The sequence below is a fragment of the Acinetobacter sp. CIP 102136 genome, assembly GCF_000369685.1.
In the GTDB taxonomy this organism is placed as follows: domain Bacteria; phylum Pseudomonadota; class Gammaproteobacteria; order Pseudomonadales; family Moraxellaceae; genus Acinetobacter; species Acinetobacter fasciculus.
The window spans coordinates 283,204-302,469 of the sequence record NZ_KB850142.1; the positions used below are offsets into that span (position 1 = coordinate 283,204).

The following is a 19,266-nucleotide window of genomic DNA, read 5'->3' on the forward strand; positions in this document are numbered from 1 at the left end:
GAATTCAGATGAGTAGAGGTACTCGTACATTTCATATCTACCGCTACGATCCTGACAAGGATAAAGCACCGTACATGCAAACTTTTAAGCTGGAACTGACTGACAAGCACCGTATGTTGCTTGACGCACTTCTCGCATTAAAAGTACAGGACGAAACTTTAACGTTCCGTCGTTCATGTCGTGAAGGTATTTGTGGTTCTGATGGCGTGAACATCAATGGTAAAAACGGTTTGGCGTGTCTTTGGAACCTGAACGATTTACCAAATGAAATTACTGTTCGTCCATTGCCTGGTCTTCCTGTAGTGAAAGACTTGGTGGTTGACATGAACCAGTTCTATGATCAGTACAACAAGATCCATCCATTCTTGATCAACAACCAGCCTGCGCCTCCTAAGGAACGTTTACAGTCTCCTGAAGAGCGTGAGCATCTTGATGGTCTATATGAATGTATTCTATGTGCATGCTGTTCAACTTCATGCCCGTCATTCTGGTGGAACCCGGACAAGTTCTTGGGTCCTTCAGCATTGTTGAACGCTTACCGCTTCATTATTGACTCGCGTGATACGGGAACACAAGAGCGTTTGGCTCGTCTAGACGACCCGTTCTCATTGTTCCGTTGTAAAGGCATTATGAACTGTGTATCTGTATGTCCTAAAGGCTTGAACCCAACTAAAGCAATCGGTCACATCCGTAATATGCTTTTAGATATGGCAGGCTAATAGGCTGCTCTTCGCAGTTTAGAAAAAAGCACACCTTCAGGTGTGCTTTTTTTATGCAAACTATTGGAAAAATTAAAAAATCATAGGATAAAAATAAAGATACTATACTTAAAATGTATAAAGTTGAGTGAAACAGTCAGGAAAAGGGTAATGGCTTTGAGTGCCATATAAGAAGAACATGTGATTATTTTGGGTATTTATGATTTTTAGATGTAAAACTGACCTGAAAAATAGCAAGAACGATGTTATTATATAACGGAAATTTAAGGGGGGAGTGGATTGAAAGGTTTGCTCTCTTTTTATTTATCGGAAATGCTTAGGACTTAAGTCTACATTGAATCTATTTTTGAGATAAAGCACCATATATTAGAGTAAAATATCTGAACTGTATTTAGCCAATTTATGGAAGGTATGTGTCAAAAAAATCAATTGAAAAGTTGAGAACATGTTAGCATTTAGCCCATGACTATGTTTAAAAAATGCCACGCCAGGTACATTTTTTAAACACTGCATAATCAGGGACTGGTATATAAAAGGTAGACCCGAGTCGCTTTAGAAAAAATCTTTGTTAATGCTTGCTTTTTTCTAAGTCGATTTGCAAAAAATTGCCCGGTTTCGATCGGGTATTCAATGAGTGATGATGCCGCTGAGGGGCGTTATTGTTCATTAAACATATCAAGATTTTCTTGGTGTGGTGATAACGCCTCATGGCTTATGCCTTATGGGGGACTAGTATCATATTACCAATTTGATGCTAATAATCCTGGGTTTTGCTTAAAAAGCATCCTGAAAATGTTTTTGCAATAGGAAATGGGTCCACAAATGCAAGAAGTTGCTGACGCTCTGCGTCTTGACACTGAACTTTCCGCTGATAGTGCAGCGTATATTGAAGAACTTTATGAGCAGTATCTGACTGCTCCAGACTCAGTGGGTGCTGACTGGAGAGCGTACTTCGATAAATTCCCAAAAGGTGATCAACCACACAGTAATGTACGTGAGCAATTCCTACTTTTAGGTCGCAATTCAAGCCGTATTCAGCCTATTGTTCAGTCGACAGTCAGCTCAGAGCATGAACGTCGTCAAATTGGCGTGCTACAGCTGATTGCTGCGTACCGTAACCGTGGCCACCAGAAAGCAAAACTGGATCCATTAGGTTTGGCGAAGCGTGAAGTTGTGCCTGATCTAGATCTGGCTGCGCATGGTTTGACTCAGTCTGACTTAGACACAGTATTCAATACTGGTAACCTGGCGATCGGTAAAGAAGAAGCGACTTTGGCTGAAATGGTTCAGTCAATGGAAGCCACTTACTGTGGTTCAATCGGTGCTGAATACATGCACATCGTGGACACCAAAGAAAAACGTTGGATTCAACAACGTCTAGAAAGTGCACGCGGTCAATATGGCTTCAATGCTGATCAAAAGAAACATGTCCTTGAGCGTTTAACTGCAGCTGAAGGCCTAGAAAAATATCTTGGTAATAAATTCGTTGGTGCCAAACGTTTCGGCGTTGAAGGTGGTGAAGCATTCATCCCGATGGTCAACGAAATTATTCAGCGTGCAGGTTCTGTAGGCTGTAAAGAAGTTGTGATCGGTATGCCTCACCGTGGCCGTTTAAACCTTCTTGTTAACATCATGGGTAAGAACCCGGCTGACCTGTTTGGTGAGTTCGAAGGTAAATCTATTCATAAGAAAGGTTCTGGTGACGTTAAGTATCACCAAGGCTTCTCTTCAAACGTCATGACTCCGGGTGGCGAAGTTCACTTGGCATTGGCATTTAACCCGTCACACCTTGAAATCGTTGGTCCTGTGGTTGAAGGTTCGGTACGTGCACGTCAAGTACGTCGTAAAGACATTGGCGGCGATGACGTATTGCCATTAATTGTACACGGTGATGCTGCATTTGCAGGTCAGGGCGTCAACCAGGAAACTTTCCAGATGTCACAAACTCGCGGTTATACCGTGGGTGGTACAGTGCACATTGTGATTAACAACCAGGTTGGTTTCACGACATCTGATCCACGTGACGCGCGTTCTACTGAATACTGTACTGACATCGCAAAAATGATTCAGGCACCGATCTTCCATGTCAATGGTGATGATCCTGAAGCTGTGGTGTTCATTTCACAATTGGCACATGATTTCCGTCATACGTTCCGTAAAGACGTTGTGATTGACATGTTCTGCTACCGTCGTCGTGGTCATAACGAAGCGGATGAGCCAGCTGCAACTCAACCAATGATGTATCAAGTGATCAACAAGAAAGCGACTACGCGTACGCTTTATGCGGATCAACTGGTGCAACAGGGTGTTCTTGATCGTGCAAGTGCAGATCAGATGGTTGAAAACTACCGTGCAGACCTGGAAGCGGGTAATCACGTTGCCAATGCACTGGTACTTGAACCAAACAAAAAAATGTTTGTGGATTGGACTCCTTACTTAGGTCATGAGTACACAGACGAGTGGGATACAACTTTCCCAATCGAACGTCTAAAAGAGCTTGGCAAGAAAATGCGTGAGCTTCCTGAAGGCTTCGTGATGCAGCGTCAAGTTGCAAAAGTAATTGATGACCGTCTGAAAATGCAAACGGGTGAAATGCCTCTGAACTGGGGTGCTGCTGAAACTCTGGCGTATGCAACTGTACTAGATGATGGTTACTTGCTTCGTTTAACGGGTGAAGACGTAGGTCGTGGTACTTTCTCACACCGTCATGCAAAACTGCATAATCAGGTAGATGGTTCAACTTATCTTCCACTGTGTAACCTGAAAGAAAACCAGCCGCGTACTGCAATCTATGACTCTTTGTTGTCAGAAATGGCTGTATTGGCATTTGAATATGGTTATGCGACGACTCTTCCTAAGAGTTTGATCATCTGGGAAGCACAATTCGGTGACTTCGCAAACTGTGCACAGGTTGTCATTGACCAGTTCATCTCATCTGGTGAAACCAAATGGGAGCGTGTATGTGGCTTAACTATGCTTCTTCCACACGGTTTTGAAGGTCAAGGTCCAGAACATTCATCTGCACGTTTGGAACGTTTCTTGCAGCTATGTGCTGAAGACAACATGCAAGTCATCACACCGACTACGCCTGCGCAGATTTTCCACGCATTACGTCGTCAAGCGATTCGTCCAATCCGTAAGCCATTGATTGTTACTTCGCCGAAATCTTTACTTCGTCACAAGCTTGCTGTATCTAGCCTTGAAGAGCTTGCAAACGGTACATTCCAAACCGTGATTGATGAAGTAGACAACATCAACAAGTCAGATGTAACCCGTCTGGTTCTGTGTGGTGGTAAGGTGTATTACGACCTAGTTGAAAAACGTCGTGAAAAAGAATTGAACAACACTGCAATTGTACGTATTGAACAATTATATCCATACCCAGAAAAACGCCTGGCAGAAGTGCTTGCGCAATATCCAAACGTTAAAGAACTTGTTTGGGCGCAAGAAGAACCGAAGAACCAAGGCGCTTGGTTGTTCATCGCACCGCGTCTATATGACGACGTGATGAAAGCGGGTAAACAAGTACGTATTAGCTATGCAGGCCGTGAAGCTTCTGCTGCACCGGCATGTGGTTCACCATATTTGCATGCAAAACAACAAGCTCAGCTCATCAACGACGCGCTTGCGATCGACGCTGAATAATCCAGGAGATTCTAAGTAATGGCAACCGAAATTAAAGCACCGGTATTCCCAGAGTCAGTTGCGGACGGTACGATCGCAACTTGGCACAAACAACCAGGTGAAGCAGTGTCACGTGATGAAGTGATCTGCGATATTGAGACTGATAAAGTTGTTTTAGAAGTTGTTGCTCCTGCAGACGGTACACTTGCATCTATTATTAAAGGTGAAGGCGATACTGTTCTTTCAGCTGAAGTCATTGCACAGTTTGAAGAAGGTGCTGTTTCTGGCGCTACGCAAACTCAAGCAGTTCAGTCTGAAGAGAAAGTTGAACAAGCTGCTGCGCAAACTGAAGCTGGTAATGCACCGATCGTTGAACGTCAACAAGTACAGGATCAGGCTCCAGCAGTGCGTAAAGCATTGACTGAATCTGGTGTTGCAGCTGCTGACGTTGCAGGTACAGGCCGTGGCGGTCGCATCACGAAAGAAGATGTGGCAAATCATCAGGCGAAACCGGCAGCACCTGCAGCGCAACCATTAAGCGTTGCAGTGGGCGAGCGTATCGAAAAACGTGTTCCTATGACTCGTCTTCGTAAGCGTGTTGCTGAACGTTTACTTGCAGCGACTCAAGAAACTGCAATGTTGACGACGTTCAACGAAGTGAACATGAAACCAATCATGGAAATGCGTGCTCAATACAAAGATGCATTCGAGAAGCGTCACGGTGCGCGTCTTGGCTTCATGTCATTCTTCGTTAAAGCAGCAACTGAAGCACTTAAACGCTATCCAGCGGTAAATGCTTCAATTGATGGCGATGACATCGTGTATCACGGTTACTACGACATTGGTGTTGCAGTTTCATCTGAACGTGGTCTAGTGGTTCCTGTACTTCGTGATACAGACCGCATGAACTATGCTGAAGTTGAAAATGGCATCCGTGCATATGCTGGCAAGGCACGTGACGGTAAGCTGGGCATCGAAGACATGACTGGCGGTACATTCACTATTACTAATGGTGGTACTTTTGGTTCATTGCTTTCTACACCAATTCTAAATACGCCACAAACTGCGATTCTGGGTATGCATAAAATCCAGGAACGTCCGATGGCGGTGAATGGTCAAGTAGAAATCTTGCCAATGATGTACCTTGCACTGTCTTATGACCACCGTTTAATCGATGGTAAAGAAGCAGTCGGTTTCCTTGTAACAATCAAAGAATTGTTAGAAGAGCCAGCGCGTCTGATCCTTGATCTGTAATTTATTCATTAAAAATCTCCCCTAACCCCTCTTTAAAAAGAGGGGAAGATCCCCCTTTGGAAAAGGGGGATTAATAAGGGGGATTAGTTGGAGATAAACATGTCTCAATTCGATTTAGTCGTAATTGGTGGTGGCCCGGGCGGCTACGAAGCAGCAATTCGTGCAGCTCAACTTGGTTTTAAAGTTGCGTGTATCGAAAAACGTATTCATAAAGGTAAACCATCTTTAGGTGGTACTTGCTTAAACGTCGGTTGTATCCCGTCTAAAGCTTTACTTGATTCTTCACATCGTTATGAAGATACAGTTCAACATCTAGATGACCATGGTATTACGACTGGTGAAGTTAAATTCGATCTTTCTAAAATGCTGGCTCGTAAAGACAAAGTTGTAGATCAATTGACTGGCGGTATCGATCAGTTACTTAAAGGTAATGGCATCGAGTGGTTAAAAGGTACGGGTAAACTGCTTGCAGGTAAAAAAGTAGAATTTGTTTCTCACGAAGGTGAAACTCAAGTTTTAGAGCCTAAATATGTGATTCTTGCGACGGGTTCTGTACCAGTAAATATTCCAGTGGCTCCTGTAGATCAAGACTTAATTGTTGATTCTACTGGCGCGCTTGAATTCCCAGAAGTACCTAAGCGTTTAGGTGTAATTGGTGCGGGCGTGATCGGTCTTGAGCTTGGTTCTGTATGGCGTCGTCTTGGTGCTGAAGTTGTTGTATTTGAAGCAATGGATGCATTCTTACCAATGGCTGATAAAGCATTGGCAAAAGACTTCCAAAAACTGTTGACTAAGCAAGGTATGGATATCCGTATCGGTGCAAAAGTTGCAGGTACTGAAATCAATGGTCGTGAAGTAACGGTTAAATATAACCAAGCTGGTGAAGACAAAACTGAAACTTTCGATAAATTGATCGTTTGTGTCGGTCGTCGCGCATATGCTGAAGGTTTATTGGCTGATGATTCAGGCATTAAATTGACTGAACGCGGTTTGGTTGAAGTCAACGATTGGTGTGCAACTTCAGTTGAAGGCGTATACGCAATTGGTGACTTGGTACGTGGTCCAATGCTTGCGCATAAAGCAATGGAAGAAGGCGTAATGGCGGTTGAGCGTATTCACGGTCATGCTGCACAAGTGAACTATGACACCATTATTTCTGTAATTTACACACATCCGGAAGCGGCGTGGGTAGGTTTAACAGAACAGCAAGCGACTGAAAAAGGTCACGAAGTTAAAACGGGTCAATTCGGTTTTGCTGTGAACGGTCGTGCTTTAGCTGCGGGTGAAGGTGCCGGTTTCGTGAAGTTTGTTGCTGATGCAAAAACGGATCGTTTACTCGGTATGCACGTGATTGGACCTGCTGCGTCTGATATCGTTCACCAAGGTATGATCGCGCTTGAGTTTGTATCTTCAGTTGAAGATCTTCAGTTGATGACTTTCGGTCACCCGACATTCTCTGAAGTGGTACATGAAGCTGCACTTGCAGTTGATGGTCGTGCGATTCACGCGATCCAACGTAAGCGTAAGTAATTTGAAAAAAGAGCGACTTAGGTCGCTCTTTTTACATTTCATGGTTGTTTTTATTGGAACAATCATCTAAAAATAAAGATAACGATTTTAAGAAATGCTGGTACTGCTTTGACGGACGTCTGGGTGCTAGTGGGTTATAACAAGGCAAAGAAGTAATAAAAGGTTATTCAATGAATTTACATGAGTATCAAGCAAAAGCGCTATTAAAAAAATATGGTATGCCTGTGCAGGAAGGAATACTTGCCACCAATGCCGATGAAACGGTGCATGCTTTCGAGCAGCTGGGTGGAAAGTTCGCAGTATTGAAAGCACAGGTGCATGCGGGTGGCCGGGGTAAGGCTGGTGGGGTAAAAGTGGTGAAATCGGCTGCCGAGGCTGCTGAATATGCCAATCAGATTATTGGTTCACGCTTGGTGACTTATCAGACTGATGTCAATGGTCAGCCGGTCAATAGCATTTTAGTTTCTGAGGATGTTTATCCGGTTGAGCGCGAGTTGTACTTGGGCGCTGTGGTAGATCGCTCGACTCGCCGCATCACTTTTATGGCATCGACTGAAGGCGGTGTTGAAATTGAGAAAGTGGCCGAAGAAACCCCTGAAAAAATTATTAAAGTTGAGGTTGATCCTTTAGTTGGTCTAATGCCATTTCAGGCGCGTGAAGTTGCTTTTGCACTTAAACTCAAAGATGGACAAATCAATCAATTTGTTAAAGTCATGACGGCTGCCTATCAGGCATTTGTAGACAATGATTTTGCACTTTTCGAAATCAATCCGCTGTCTGTGCGTGAAAACGGCGACATTCTGTGTGTCGATGCCAAAATCGGAATTGATTCGAATGCACTGTACCGTTTGCCTGAAGTGGCTGCTTTGCGTGATAAGTCTCAAGAAAATGAACGTGAGTTAAAAGCCTCTGAGTTTGATCTAAACTATGTGGCACTTGAGGGTAACATTGGTTGTATGGTCAATGGTGCCGGTCTTGCCATGGCAACCATGGATATTATTAAGCTGTATGGCGGTCAACCAGCCAACTTCCTGGATGTGGGTGGTGGTGCGACCAAGGAGCGTGTGATTGAAGCCTTTAAAATTATCTTGGCAGATCACTCTGTCCAGGGTGTATTGATTAATATTTTTGGTGGAATTGTACGTTGTGACATGATTGCTGAAGCAATTATTGCAGCGGTTCAGGAAGTAAATGTGACAGTTCCTGTGGTTGTTCGCCTCGAAGGCAACAATGCGGAACTGGGTGCAAAATTACTGGATGAATCAGGTTTGAAATTGATTTCTGCACATGGTCTTGCTGACGCTGCAGAAAAAATCGTTGCTGCTGTAAAAGCTTAAGGAGTATCTAACATGAGCGTATTAGTTAATAAAGACACTAAAGTATTGGTACAGGGCTTTACAGGCAAAAACGGCACATTCCATTCTGAACAGGCTTTAGCCTACGGCACTAAAGTCGTGGGTGGTGTAACCCCGGGTAAAGGTGGTCAAACCCATCTGGAATTGCCTGTATTTAATACCATGCGTGAAGCGGTGAAAGAAACTGATGCAGATGCTTCGGTGATTTATGTTCCGGCACCCTTTGTACTGGATTCTATTGTTGAAGCGGTTGATTCTGGCATTGAGTTAATTGTGGTGATTACTGAAGGTGTACCGACCATCGACATGCTCAAAGCCAAGCGTTATCTGGAAACCAATGGTAATGGCACACGTCTGATCGGACCAAACTGTCCGGGTATTATTACGCCGGGTGAATGTAAAATCGGGATCATGCCGGGACATATTCATCAGCCGGGTAAAATCGGGATCATTTCGCGCTCAGGCACACTGACTTATGAGGCTGTGGCGCAAACTACAAAACTCGGTTTAGGTCAGTCGACCTGTATTGGTATTGGTGGGGATCCAATTCCAGGCATGAACCAGATTGACTGCTTGAAACTGTTCCAGGAAGATCCGCAGACTGAAGCCATCATCATGATTGGTGAAATTGGTGGTACGGCGGAAGAAGAAGCCGCAGAATATATTCAATCGAATGTGACCAAGCCAGTTGTTGGTTATATTGCGGGCGTAACTGCACCTAAAGGTAAACGTATGGGCCATGCAGGTGCGATCATTTCAGGTGGTAAGGGCACAGCAGAAGAAAAGTTTGCTGCCTTTGAGCGTGCGGGTATGGCCTATACGCGCAGTCCTGCCGAACTCGGTTCAACTATGCTGCAAGTGTTAAAAGATAAAGGTTTGGCCTGATATCCAAAGTAAACCTGTAATAAAAAGCTCCCAGATGGGAGCTTTTTATATCGCATTCTATTTTTAAGTTTTAGCTTTAAGGCTCTGAGTCATGCCGTTGATATCACCACCTTGAATACCAAGCTCACTCATCAGACTGTCAATGAGCGGTGCTTGGCTACGATAACGTAGGGCGCTATTCACCACCTGATCTGACAGGGCAACATTACCATTCTCATGATGGGCATCTGCCTGACAGGCACCGGCATGACCGCCATGTAGGCCATTCACCTGGAGAATCTTGATATCATCAATATTTTCCATTGGTTTGACGCTTTCCCGGATAATTTCAGGCAAGTATTTCAGCATGGCCAGACGGATCTGCATTTCGACCTGTTCAGGTGACAGGACGTTATTGGCTTCATTGACCGCACGCGTACCTTCAGCATCGACCTGATACTGTTTTTCCATTGCCTGAGCCAGTAGAATTTTCGCATCCGCTTCACCCTTGGCCTTCAGGCGGACTTTTTCTGCTTCAGCCTCAGCCGCAATCCGCACTGCTTCTGCATCATCTGCTGCCGCCTGTTTGCCAGCTTCAGCGGCAACTGTAATGGCAATTGCATCTTTTTCAGCGTGTTCTTTGGCTGCGACCAGTTCAACTGCTTTTTGACGCTCTGCCTGCTGGATTTGACGTACGGTGATGACTTCTTCTTCCGCTTTTACCGCTTGTGCACGTGCCTGATCGGCTTGAGCTTTAGCTTCAGATTCAGCACGTGATTTTTCCGCAATCGCAATGGCGCGATCCTGTTCAGCCAGTTCAATGGTTTTCTTTTGCTCGACCTGTGCTTTTTGAATCAGCTGGGCCTTTTGAATATTTTCATTTTCGACATCACGGGCGGCCAAAATACGCTTGAGTTCGACTTCTCGTTCAGCGGCAATTTGTGCTTCTTCTGCTTCACGTTTTTTGCCGGCTTCCTGAGCGGCAATTTCAGCCAGTTGTTCAGCTCGGCGAATGGCAATTTCACGTTCTTGCTGCAGTTTGGCATATTCTTCTTCACGAATAATTTGCAGGCGCGCCTGTTCAGCTTCCAGATTTTTAGTTTTGATCGCCAGATCGGTATCCTGTTCGATGTGGTTACGCTTGCGACGGCGGTCTTCAATGGTTTCAGTGAGCTTGGTCAGACCTTCGGCATCGAAGGCATTTTGTGGATTAAAGTATTTAAATCCGGTCTGATCCAGTCCGGTTAGGGAAACCGTTTCAAGCTCCAGACCGTTTTTGTGCAAATCTTCTGAAACCACTTGTTGGACTTTTTGTACAAAATCGACCCGTTTTTCATGCAATTCTTCCATGGCCATTTCTGCAGCCACTGCACGCAGTGAATCAACAAATTTGCCTTCCACCAGATTTTTTAATTCATTGGGTGACATGGTTTTTTGACCAAGGGTTTGTGCTGCGGTGGCAATTGAATCTGCTGTAGGTTTGACTCGGACATAGAATTCGGCCATGACATCGACCCGCATCCGGTCACGGGTAATCAGTGCCTGATCATCAGCACGGCGGACTTCAAGGCGTAGGGTGTTCATATTTACTGGAATAATTTCATGTAACACCGGAAGCACGATTGCGCCTCCACCTAAAATCACTTTTTCTCCACCCCAACCGGTACGCACAAAGGAAATTTCTTTGCTTGAACGACGGTATAAGCGTGCAATGATGAGACCGAAAGTCACCAGTGCCACAAAAATAATTCCCGAAATAATTAAAATATTATATAAATCAAATGTTAACATTGTTATAAAGTCTCAATTGAGTGCTAGCTAAATAAAATTAAAGTGCAATGGCTTGAAAGCCGTTCTTGGTTTTGTGGGTTAGAACTACATTCTGACCTTGATTTAAAATTTGATTGTTTTCTGGTTCAACCAGAACATAATGAGTCTGGCCATGTTGATCTCGGACTTTGGCTTGTGCGGGAGAATTCACTTTGGCATCTCCCAGAATAATGGTCGCGGTACGTCCGATGAGTTCATCACTGTAAATCGCGGAAGTTTCATCTTGGGGCAGGAGCTTACTGGCGGCCATGGCAAGAAAGCGCACCACAGGCATACACAGAAACAGGCAGGCCGGAGAAATCAGCCAAACATTAAACAGCTGGCTGGTCAGGCGCTCAAATATGCCCTGAATCAATAAACCGCTTAACCCATAACTGGTCAGAAAAATGATTAGCCAGATAAATAAAGGCAGACGCCCCAGATATAACCAGTCAAATACTTTGCTGAAAACACCCGAAGACTGATCCGGGCTTATTTCTGGTTGCAGGGGATCTTCAGGTAAAAACTGTTCGAAGATATGCTGAGAGCCGCCGCCGAGCAGCAATAGAATACATTCTAGTGCAGCAAACATCAGCATTAGGCTCAGGCTAATACTAAATACGATATTTGATGGATGCGTAAACAGTTCCCACATTTCTTTATCTCTATAATTATGTTTTTAGGAAAAGTGTCTGAAAGTTTTTATTGATATAACGATAACAGTAATTACTGATTTTGTATGCAAAAAAATAACAAAAAACCCGATAAACAAGGATTGAATATATTGATTATTTAATAATTATTGAACTATTAAAATTAATAATAAACTATAAGAAGCTAACTGGATGTTTGAGCAAGTGATGCCATAGTGGCAATAGGAATTCTGAATAGCATGGCATTCTGTGTGTGCTTGCCTGAGAAAGTATAGAGATACATCGACCTGAGTATCTCCAAATTTTTCTGTTCAAGTTTAAAGTAGGGCAGTCTGAATCCGGACTTTCATATCTAGAGTCTGTTGCAGAATATAGTGTTGCATCCATTTGACCTGTTCGCCCATAGGATTGACCTTGACTGCAGTATTCAGGAAGTCGAGATCAGGCTGCTTGAAAAGCTGTTGTTGCAAGGTTTGCTCCAAAATCTGACTGTTGGTTGTCAAAGGTAATGCCACTAGATAGAACGCTTTAGGATAATTATAAAAGGCATATAATAAATTAAAGGCTTTTTGATCACCTTTTAGGTTGCCAGCACCAATTTCGTAAGCTGCGTTCTGGTTGCTATAAGTAACGCCGATTAGGAATTCCCAATGACCTTCTTGCAAACGCAGACCAAACTGTAATCCGATTTGATCCGCGGTCAGCTCGTGTTGCAGATAGATATTTAAAGGCTTGCCATCATCACTGAAAGGTTCTTGCAAGACTAGAATATGTTGCTGATGCTGATAAATATAACCAGCAAGCTGGGCCTGTTCCAGACGGGTTTTTACAGTGGTGAGATCAAAAGCGCTATAGGGCATAAACGAAGTATATCAATAGGGAGAATTGGGTCTTACTCTAGTAATTTTTTAACTATTTGAGAACCACTACTTTAGATTATTTTCCTAGGATTTTATTGGTTTAGCGACAGGGTAATATATACCTATATCACACAATACCCTCGCTTGAATTGTGCAAATCATTGATTCATAAAAACTGATATTCATTATTGATGAATTTTTATATGAGCTTTTGATATATCAATATCATAAAACAAGCAATGGATAGGATAAGTAAATCACTATAATGAATATAAATTTTCAAAAGTGTCATAAGTACACGTTTTTCTAAGCTGGTGTTGTCCATGTCGTTAAATGAGGAAAGACTTACTCATCTCAAACAGCTTGAAGCTGAGAGTATTCATATCATCCGCGAAGTTGCTGCCGAGTTTGAAAATCCGGTCATGCTGTATTCGATTGGTAAAGATTCGGCGGTCATGCTGCATCTTGCGCTAAAAGCGTTCTACCCAGCAAAACTTCCATTTCCATTATTACATGTCGATACAGGCTGGAAGTTTAAAGACATGATCACTTTCCGGGACAATATGGCGAAAACCCATGGTTTCGATTTGATCGTGCATCAGAATAAAGAAGGGGTTGAGGCAGGTATTAACCCGTTCGACCACGGTAGTTCTAAATATACCGACATCATGAAAACTCAGGGCTTAAAACAGGCTCTGGATAAATACGGTTTTGATGCTGCTTTTGGTGGCGCGCGCCGTGATGAAGAAAAATCACGTGCGAAAGAACGTGTTTATTCATTCCGTGATTCGAAACATCGTTGGGATCCGAAAAACCAGCGCCCAGAACTTTGGAATCTTTATAACGGTAAAGTGAACAAGGGCGAAAGTATTCGTGTATTCCCATTATCTAACTGGACTGAGCTGGATATCTGGCAATACATCTATTTGGAAAGTATTCCATTAGTACCACTTTATTTGGCTGCAGAACGTCCTGTGGTTGAACGTAGTGGCACGCTTATTATGGTTGATGATGAACGTATGCCTTTAAAAGAAGGTGAAGTTCCACAAATGAAATCGGTACGTTTCCGTACTTTGGGTTGTTATCCATTAACAGGTGCTGTGGAATCTACAGCCAATACCTTGCCGGAAATTATTCAGGAAATGTTACTGGCAACCAGTTCTGAGCGTCAAGGTCGTATGATTGACCATGATGAAGCAGGCTCGATGGAGAAGAAGAAGCAGGAAGGCTACTTCTAATTTAATCTCCCCCCTTGCGCAGCAATGCTGCTCACCTCTTTAAAAAGAGGGGGAACTCCTAAATCAGAACGGAGATAAAGTCCCTCTTTATTAAAGAGGGATTTAGGGAGATTAAAAAAAGATTCAAAACAACCGATTTCTAAAGAATATGTGGAGCTTTGAGCGATGTCTCATCAATCTGATTTAATCAGCCAAGATATCTTGGGCTATCTGAAACAACATGAAAATAAAGACCTGTTGCGTTTCCTGACTTGCGGTAACGTGGACGATGGTAAATCGACGTTAATCGGTCGTCTGCTGTACGATTCAAAATTGATTTATGAAGATCAATTACAGGCTGTGACCCGTGACTCGAAGAAAGTCGGTACGACAGGTGATGCACCTGACTTGGCACTTCTGGTTGATGGTTTACAAGCAGAGCGTGAGCAAGGCATTACCATTGATGTGGCCTATCGTTATTTCTCGACAGAAAAGCGTAAGTTCATCATCGCGGACACGCCGGGACATGAACAGTATACCCGTAACATGGCGACAGGTGCGTCGACGTGTGACCTTGCGATCATTTTGATTGATGCGCGTTATGGCGTGCAAACCCAGACGCGTCGTCATACCTTTATTGCGAGTTTGCTCGGGATCAAGAACATCATTGTTGCAATCAATAAGATGGACTTGGTGGAATTCTCTGAAACGCGTTTCAATGAAATCCAGGCTGAATATGCGGCATTCGTTGCACAATTGGGCGACCGTAAACCAAGCAATATCATCTTTACGCCTATTTCTGCATTGAATGGCGATAACGTGGTGAACAAGTCAGCCAATACGCCATGGTACACTGGTGAAACGCTGATGGGTACACTTGAATCGGTGGAAATTAACCGTAGTTCAGCGAAGCAGGATTTCCGTTTCCCTGTGCAATACGTGAACCGTCCAAACCTCGACTTCCGTGGTTTCTGCGGTACGATCGCACTTGGCGATATCAATGTTGGCGATACCGTAACAGCATTACCTTCTGGTAAATCATCGACTGTCAAAGAAATTGTCACTTTTGATGGCAATCTTGAGCATGCAGTTGCAGGTCAGGCAGTGACTTTAACGCTTAACGATGAAATTGATATTTCACGTGGTAACGTGTTAATTCGTGCGGATCAAGCTGTTCCAAATATTTCCCGTTCAGTTCAAGCGACTGTTGTGTGGATGGCAGATCAACCACTTGTACTGGGTAAGCTGTACAACATCAAGATTGGTACGCAAACCGTTCCGGCAAAAGTAACGGCAATTCATTACCGTACCAACGTTAACACATTGGAAAAAGTTCAGGTGGATAAACTTGAGCTAAATGCAATCGCCAATGTGACTGTTGAATTTGATGCACCAGTGGTCTTTGACCGTTATCAAGACAGCCGTTTCACCGGTTCGTTTATCTTCATCGATCGTTTGAATAACGTGACGATTGGTGCTGGTATGGTGGAAGAATCAGTTGAATGGTCTGCACACGATGAGCCTGTCACTGCAGAAGCACGTGCGGCACGTTTGGGTCAAAAACCTGCTGCGGTGACTGTATCTGGTAAAGCTTTGGAAAATGCTCAGGCGCTAGAAAGCTTGCTGATTCAGCAAGGGATCGTTGCTATTGCTAAAGCATGTTTGAATGCGGAGCAGGTTGCACTGGTTCGTGAAACTGGTGTGGTTGTGATTACCGATGCTGCTGAAGGTACAGACACGACTTTAACCGTAGATACAGTTGAAGAACTTGCTGAGAAGATTGTGGAATTGGTTCGTCTTTAAGACTGGACTGATTTGAAGAAACCCGCTGAAAAGCGGGTTTTTTATTGCCTAAATTTTGATTGCATGAAAATCATTCGATTAGTCAAAATGTGATCTTTCAATTTACTAGTCAATTAATACAATACTCCCTAGATTTGGGGAATATATGAAAAAATTAATATTGCTGGCTGGCTTGTGTGTGGCTTTTGGAGCTGAAGCCAAACAGAGCAGCCAAAGCGTTGAAGCAATCAAGCAAAAAATAATCCAGCAGTCGATTCAGAATTATCCGGGAAATTGTCCGTGTCCTTACAATACTGCAAGTAATGGTAGTCGTTGTGGTAAGCGTAGTGCTTATAATCGTGCAGGCGGATATGCGCCGCTGTGTTATCCGGAAGATGTGAGTGATCGAATGGTAAAGGAATATAAAGGGCGTAGTTAATTAAAGGCTCCGTATTTAGATAGTGAGCTAAAAGAAATATTTTTGTTAGATTTGGCTTCACATGGGTAATTATTCATAAGAATCATTGAGGACTAAGGCCAGAATTGCTTTCATTTCGGTTAAACTTTTCACGCCTGCAATCCTTTTAATAATTTCTCCATTTCTAAAAATAAGCGTAGAAGGCAAACCATAGGCATTATAGCGCAAGGTTAAAATCGGAGACTGATCCACATTGATCTTGCCAAATTTAACTTCAGGATTTACCTCAGCATAGTATGTCGCCAGTTCGGCAAAGATCGGAAAATTCTGAACACAGGGCTTGCACCAGTCTGCATAAAAGCGAATCACGGCAAAACCTTCAAACCACTCAAAATCACTGTAATTGTTTTCGTTATATTCGATCACTTGGATCATGGTTGGCCTATTATCAATTTCCTGAATAGTCCCCCGATTATACATAAGTCCGATGTAGCTTCATTCCTCATGCTAACTATGTTCAAATAAGTCCAAGATATATGAAATGCATAGATTAGGGAAAGAAATCATGTCGCAACAAACCATGCAGCAAGTCATTATTACAGAACCAGGTGGTGTCGATAAACTCGCTTATGAAACGGTGACTGTACCTGAACCTAAAGCAGATGAAGTTCTGGTGAAAGTTCATGCCTTTGGTATTAACCGTCCAGATATCCTGCAGCGTCAAGGCTTATATCCGATGCCGAAAGGGGTAACGCCAGTTCCTGGCCTGGAAGTGGCAGGTGAGGTGGTTGCGATTGGTAGTGATGTAAGTCAGTTTAAAGTTGGTGACAAGGTTTGTGGTTTGACCAATGGTGGCGGTTATGCTGAATATTGCGTAGTGCCAGAAAGCCAGACCTTGAATATTCCTGAAGGCGTAAGTTTTGTCCAGGCAGCGGCCATTCCTGAAACTTTCTTTACCGTGTGGGCTAATGTGTTCCAGATGGGTCAGGCTAAAGCAGGGGAAACGGTACTGGTGCATGGTGGAACCAGTGGGATTGGTACGACTGCTTTGATGCTGTGTAAATCACTTGGTATTAAAACTTTTGCAACTGTGGGTTCAGATGAAAAAGTTGCAGCGATTTCTGATTTAACCACGGCTATTAATTATAAAACTCAGGACTTTGAGCAAGTTATTAATGAAGCTACCGACAATGGTGGTGTCGATGTTATTTTAGATATGGTCGGTGCACCTTATTTAGAGCGTAATTTAAATTTGTTGCGCCGTGATGGACGTCTGGTCTATATCGCCTTCTTGGGTGGTGCTAAGGCCAAAGAAGTTAAACTCGGACAAATCATGATGAAACGTCTGACCATTACCGGTTCGACCATGCGTGCACGCAGCACGGCTGAAAAAGCGGAAATTGCACAAGGCCTGAAAGAGCAGATTGCACCATTGTGGGCAAAAGGCGAATGTCTCCCGATGATCTATAAAACGTTTAAGTTCGATCAGATTCAGGATGCCCATGCCACAATGGATACTGGAGAGCATGTGGGTAAAGTTGTAGTTGAAATTATTTAATACGAGATAAGTGATTCAAAAAAAGCCAGTAATTTTACTGGCTTTTTTTAATTTTAAGTAAAATATTATTACAAATAAATATATAAAATCTTGAATAAAAATTAAAAAATGTTAACTGTTCGACACAACCTGTCAATTATGACACGTAAATTGCATGTATAGATAATTCCGACCAAATGGTTAAACATTCACATGAATGTGAGAGGGAAAATAAGATGAAAATTATTTCAACAGCATATAGTTCAAAACATAGTTTAAGCGCATTACGACGTATTCATAAAATGATTATTCGCGGAACCATCAGCTGGGTAGAGTTACATAAAATGTATCGGGCGATGCTGCATCTGGAGCGTTATATAGAAAGATTAACAATACAAAATCGTCATTCAAGCAAGAAAGCATCCAGAAAATCCAAATAAGATCTTGTATTTTTAGGGTGAATAAAGGGTCAAGATCTGATGCAAAAAAATATCTTAGACTTTGTCCTAATATTATTCATTGATCGGCATTCAGTATAATCATTCAACATCTAGCGATAAATAAGTACATGAGAATGTATTAAGTGGGGATTTATGAAGCGCCCAGCTTCAACACATGAGCGTCTTGCAGAGCGTTTAGCCAGAATTTTGACCAAATTAAACGTCGGATATCAACTCCGGGCTGCAGAGCTAGCTGCAGAATTTCAAGTCAGCACCCGTACCATTGAGCGTGATTTTGATCGTCTAGGCTCTTACTTACCCTTACTTCAAGATGAACAGAAACGATATTATCTGGAACTCTCTTATTTAGGGCGCTTTAAATTGCAGGATATCCAGACCTTTGCCCAGCTTTCGGGGATCAGTGAGCTGTATCCGGCGCTGGATATGTCTTTTATGCGTGAATTGCTGGATGAGCGGGCAAATCAGGTATTTTCGGCAAAAGGCTATTATTTTGAAGATGCCAAACAGTTTGCCGAGCATTTCAAGTTGCTTGCAAGCGCAATCTATAAACGTCAGCAGGTTGAGTTGCAATATTCAGATCAATTGCGAATCATTAAGCCTTATCGCTTGATTCACCATCATGGTATCTGGTATCTGGTAGGTGTAGATCAGGACAAGTTGCGCACCTATCGCTTAAGTCAGGTGCAACAACTCAAGCTGGTTTCTGAGGTGGAGAGCTTTGCGCATGATCCTGAAATACTGAAAATGCTGGTAGATGAAGACAGCATCTGGTTTGGGCAGCAAAAGCAGCAAGTCTTAATCAAGGTACAACCTGAAGTCGCGGTCTTTTTTAAAGAGCGCCGTTTATTTCCAGAACAGCAGATCGAGCAGGAAACTGGGACTGGAGAGTTAGTGATTAGTTGCCAGATTCGTCACGAAATGCAGTTATTGCCTTTGGTGCGTTACTGGTTACCTTATGTGAAAATTATTGAGCCGATTCATTTCCAGCAAAAACTGGAACAGGATTTGCAAGGATATTTACGTTCTGCTGGATGATATTGAGAAAGCAGAGCAGGAGGGCCTGATTAATGATGACACTTTAAATGGGAATTTAATTTACTTATTTTTTGACTAACTAAATTACAGACATAAAAAAACCAGCTTTCGCTGGGTTCTTTATTTGCACCATCTTTCTATAGTAGAA

Annotated in this window: 16 protein-coding genes; 12 read left to right on the plus strand and 4 right to left on the minus strand. The window is 43.1% G+C overall.

What is annotated here, in order from left to right:
• The first annotated feature begins 8 nt into the window (after nt 1-8).
• From F893_RS06800 to sucD, 6 genes are all read left to right on the plus strand, one after another.
• Entirely contained in the window at nt 9-719 is a 711-nt protein-coding gene (locus F893_RS06800) for a succinate dehydrogenase iron-sulfur subunit (RefSeq protein WP_004279433.1), read from the plus strand.
• 822 nt (nt 720-1,541) lie between these two features.
• Nucleotides 1,542-4,364: a 2-oxoglutarate dehydrogenase E1 component gene (locus F893_RS06805; RefSeq protein WP_004279434.1), complete on the plus strand. Its 2,823-nt coding sequence runs from the start codon at nt 1,542-1,544 to the stop codon at nt 4,362-4,364.
• Nucleotides 4,365-4,382: 18 nt separating this feature from the next.
• The gene (odhB, locus tag F893_RS06810) at nt 4,383-5,597 is read left to right on the plus strand and encodes a 2-oxoglutarate dehydrogenase complex dihydrolipoyllysine-residue succinyltransferase (protein WP_004279435.1); all 1,215 of its coding nucleotides are present in this window, start codon (nt 4,383-4,385) and stop codon (nt 5,595-5,597) included.
• Between the two features lie 99 nt (nt 5,598-5,696).
• A complete protein-coding gene (lpdA, locus tag F893_RS06815) occupies nt 5,697-7,127 on the plus strand; it encodes a dihydrolipoyl dehydrogenase (protein WP_004279436.1) in 1,431 nt (476 codons plus the stop codon).
• Nucleotides 7,128-7,297: 170 nt separating this feature from the next.
• Nucleotides 7,298-8,464 carry an ADP-forming succinate--CoA ligase subunit beta gene (sucC, locus tag F893_RS06820; RefSeq protein ID WP_005251285.1) on the plus strand — a complete coding sequence of 389 codons (1,167 nt, stop codon included), beginning with the start codon at nt 7,298-7,300 and terminating at the stop codon, nt 8,462-8,464.
• A gap of 12 nt (nt 8,465-8,476) precedes the next feature.
• Nucleotides 8,477-9,367 carry a succinate--CoA ligase subunit alpha gene (sucD, locus tag F893_RS06825; RefSeq protein ID WP_004730261.1) on the plus strand — a complete coding sequence of 297 codons (891 nt, stop codon included), beginning with the start codon at nt 8,477-8,479 and terminating at the stop codon, nt 9,365-9,367.
• A gap of 63 nt (nt 9,368-9,430) precedes the next feature.
• Here sucD and F893_RS06830 read toward each other — a convergent pair whose 3' ends face one another.
• The 3 genes from F893_RS06830 to F893_RS06840 form a co-directional block, all read right to left on the minus strand.
• Entirely contained in the window at nt 9,431-11,137 is a 1,707-nt protein-coding gene (locus F893_RS06830) for a flotillin family protein (RefSeq protein WP_004730259.1), read from the minus strand.
• 37 nt (nt 11,138-11,174) lie between these two features.
• Nucleotides 11,175-11,810: a YqiJ family protein gene (locus F893_RS06835; protein ID WP_005251288.1), complete on the minus strand. Its 636-nt coding sequence runs from the start codon at nt 11,808-11,810 to the stop codon at nt 11,175-11,177.
• A 315-nt stretch (nt 11,811-12,125) separates the two neighbouring features.
• Nucleotides 12,126-12,668, minus strand: coding sequence for a hypothetical protein (locus tag F893_RS06840; protein WP_004730254.1), 543 nt, complete (start codon nt 12,666-12,668; stop codon nt 12,126-12,128).
• A 323-nt stretch (nt 12,669-12,991) separates the two neighbouring features.
• Between F893_RS06840 and cysD the strand changes: the two genes are divergently transcribed.
• The 3 genes from cysD (at nt 12,992) to F893_RS06855 (ending at nt 16,106) form a co-directional block, all read left to right on the plus strand.
• A complete protein-coding gene (gene cysD / locus F893_RS06845; RefSeq protein WP_004730252.1) occupies nt 12,992-13,906 on the plus strand; it encodes a sulfate adenylyltransferase subunit CysD in 915 nt (304 codons plus the stop codon).
• 165 nt (nt 13,907-14,071) lie between these two features.
• Complete coding sequence (gene cysN, locus F893_RS06850; RefSeq protein ID WP_004730250.1) at nt 14,072-15,688, plus strand: sulfate adenylyltransferase subunit CysN; 1,617 nt, start codon at nt 14,072-14,074, stop codon at nt 15,686-15,688.
• A gap of 145 nt (nt 15,689-15,833) precedes the next feature.
• Entirely contained in the window at nt 15,834-16,106 is a 273-nt protein-coding gene (locus tag F893_RS06855) for a hypothetical protein (protein WP_004730248.1), read from the plus strand.
• A 69-nt stretch (nt 16,107-16,175) separates the two neighbouring features.
• Here F893_RS06855 and F893_RS06860 read toward each other — a convergent pair whose 3' ends face one another.
• Nucleotides 16,176-16,520, minus strand: coding sequence for a thioredoxin family protein (locus tag F893_RS06860; protein ID WP_004730246.1), 345 nt, complete (start codon nt 16,518-16,520; stop codon nt 16,176-16,178).
• A gap of 130 nt (nt 16,521-16,650) precedes the next feature.
• Between F893_RS06860 and F893_RS06865 the strand changes: the two genes are divergently transcribed.
• The 3 genes from F893_RS06865 (at nt 16,651) to F893_RS06870 (ending at nt 19,118) form a co-directional block, all read left to right on the plus strand.
• Nucleotides 16,651-17,643 carry an NAD(P)H-quinone oxidoreductase gene (locus F893_RS06865; RefSeq protein ID WP_004730244.1) on the plus strand — a complete coding sequence of 331 codons (993 nt, stop codon included), beginning with the start codon at nt 16,651-16,653 and terminating at the stop codon, nt 17,641-17,643.
• 215 nt (nt 17,644-17,858) lie between these two features.
• Nucleotides 17,859-18,062: a hypothetical protein gene (locus tag F893_RS17370; RefSeq protein ID WP_004730241.1), complete on the plus strand. Its 204-nt coding sequence runs from the start codon at nt 17,859-17,861 to the stop codon at nt 18,060-18,062.
• A gap of 153 nt (nt 18,063-18,215) precedes the next feature.
• Nucleotides 18,216-19,118, plus strand: coding sequence for a helix-turn-helix transcriptional regulator (locus F893_RS06870; RefSeq protein ID WP_004730239.1), 903 nt, complete (start codon nt 18,216-18,218; stop codon nt 19,116-19,118).
• Nucleotides 19,119-19,266 lie beyond the last annotated feature (148 nt).

Excerpts from the sequence above, each read along its gene's own strand:
- F893_RS06860 (WP_004730246.1), bottom strand. The coding sequence starts at position 16,520 with ATGATCCAAGTGATCGAATATAACGAAAACAATTACAGTGATTTTGAG.
- lpdA (WP_004279436.1), top strand. The coding sequence starts at position 5,697 with ATGTCTCAATTCGATTTAGTCGTAATTGGTGGTGGCCCGGGCGGCTAC.
- sucD (WP_004730261.1), top strand. The coding sequence starts at position 8,477 with ATGAGCGTATTAGTTAATAAAGACACTAAAGTATTGGTACAGGGCTTT.
- F893_RS06805 (WP_004279434.1), top strand. The coding sequence starts at position 1,542 with ATGCAAGAAGTTGCTGACGCTCTGCGTCTTGACACTGAACTTTCCGCT.
- sucC (WP_005251285.1), top strand. The coding sequence starts at position 7,298 with ATGAATTTACATGAGTATCAAGCAAAAGCGCTATTAAAAAAATATGGT.
- F893_RS06830 (WP_004730259.1), bottom strand. The coding sequence starts at position 11,137 with ATGTTAACATTTGATTTATATAATATTTTAATTATTTCGGGAATTATT.
- cysN (WP_004730250.1), top strand. The coding sequence starts at position 14,072 with ATGTCTCATCAATCTGATTTAATCAGCCAAGATATCTTGGGCTATCTG.
- F893_RS06870 (WP_004730239.1), top strand. The coding sequence starts at position 18,216 with ATGAAGCGCCCAGCTTCAACACATGAGCGTCTTGCAGAGCGTTTAGCC.
- F893_RS17370 (WP_004730241.1), top strand. The coding sequence starts at position 17,859 with ATGAAAATTATTTCAACAGCATATAGTTCAAAACATAGTTTAAGCGCA.
- F893_RS06840 (WP_004730254.1), bottom strand. The coding sequence starts at position 12,668 with ATGCCCTATAGCGCTTTTGATCTCACCACTGTAAAAACCCGTCTGGAA.
- F893_RS06865 (WP_004730244.1), top strand. The coding sequence starts at position 16,651 with ATGTCGCAACAAACCATGCAGCAAGTCATTATTACAGAACCAGGTGGT.
- F893_RS06800 (WP_004279433.1), top strand. The coding sequence starts at position 9 with ATGAGTAGAGGTACTCGTACATTTCATATCTACCGCTACGATCCTGAC.
- F893_RS06835 (WP_005251288.1), bottom strand. The coding sequence starts at position 11,810 with ATGTGGGAACTGTTTACGCATCCATCAAATATCGTATTTAGTATTAGC.
- cysD (WP_004730252.1), top strand. The coding sequence starts at position 12,992 with ATGTCGTTAAATGAGGAAAGACTTACTCATCTCAAACAGCTTGAAGCT.
- odhB (WP_004279435.1), top strand. The coding sequence starts at position 4,383 with ATGGCAACCGAAATTAAAGCACCGGTATTCCCAGAGTCAGTTGCGGAC.
- F893_RS06855 (WP_004730248.1), top strand. The coding sequence starts at position 15,834 with ATGAAAAAATTAATATTGCTGGCTGGCTTGTGTGTGGCTTTTGGAGCT.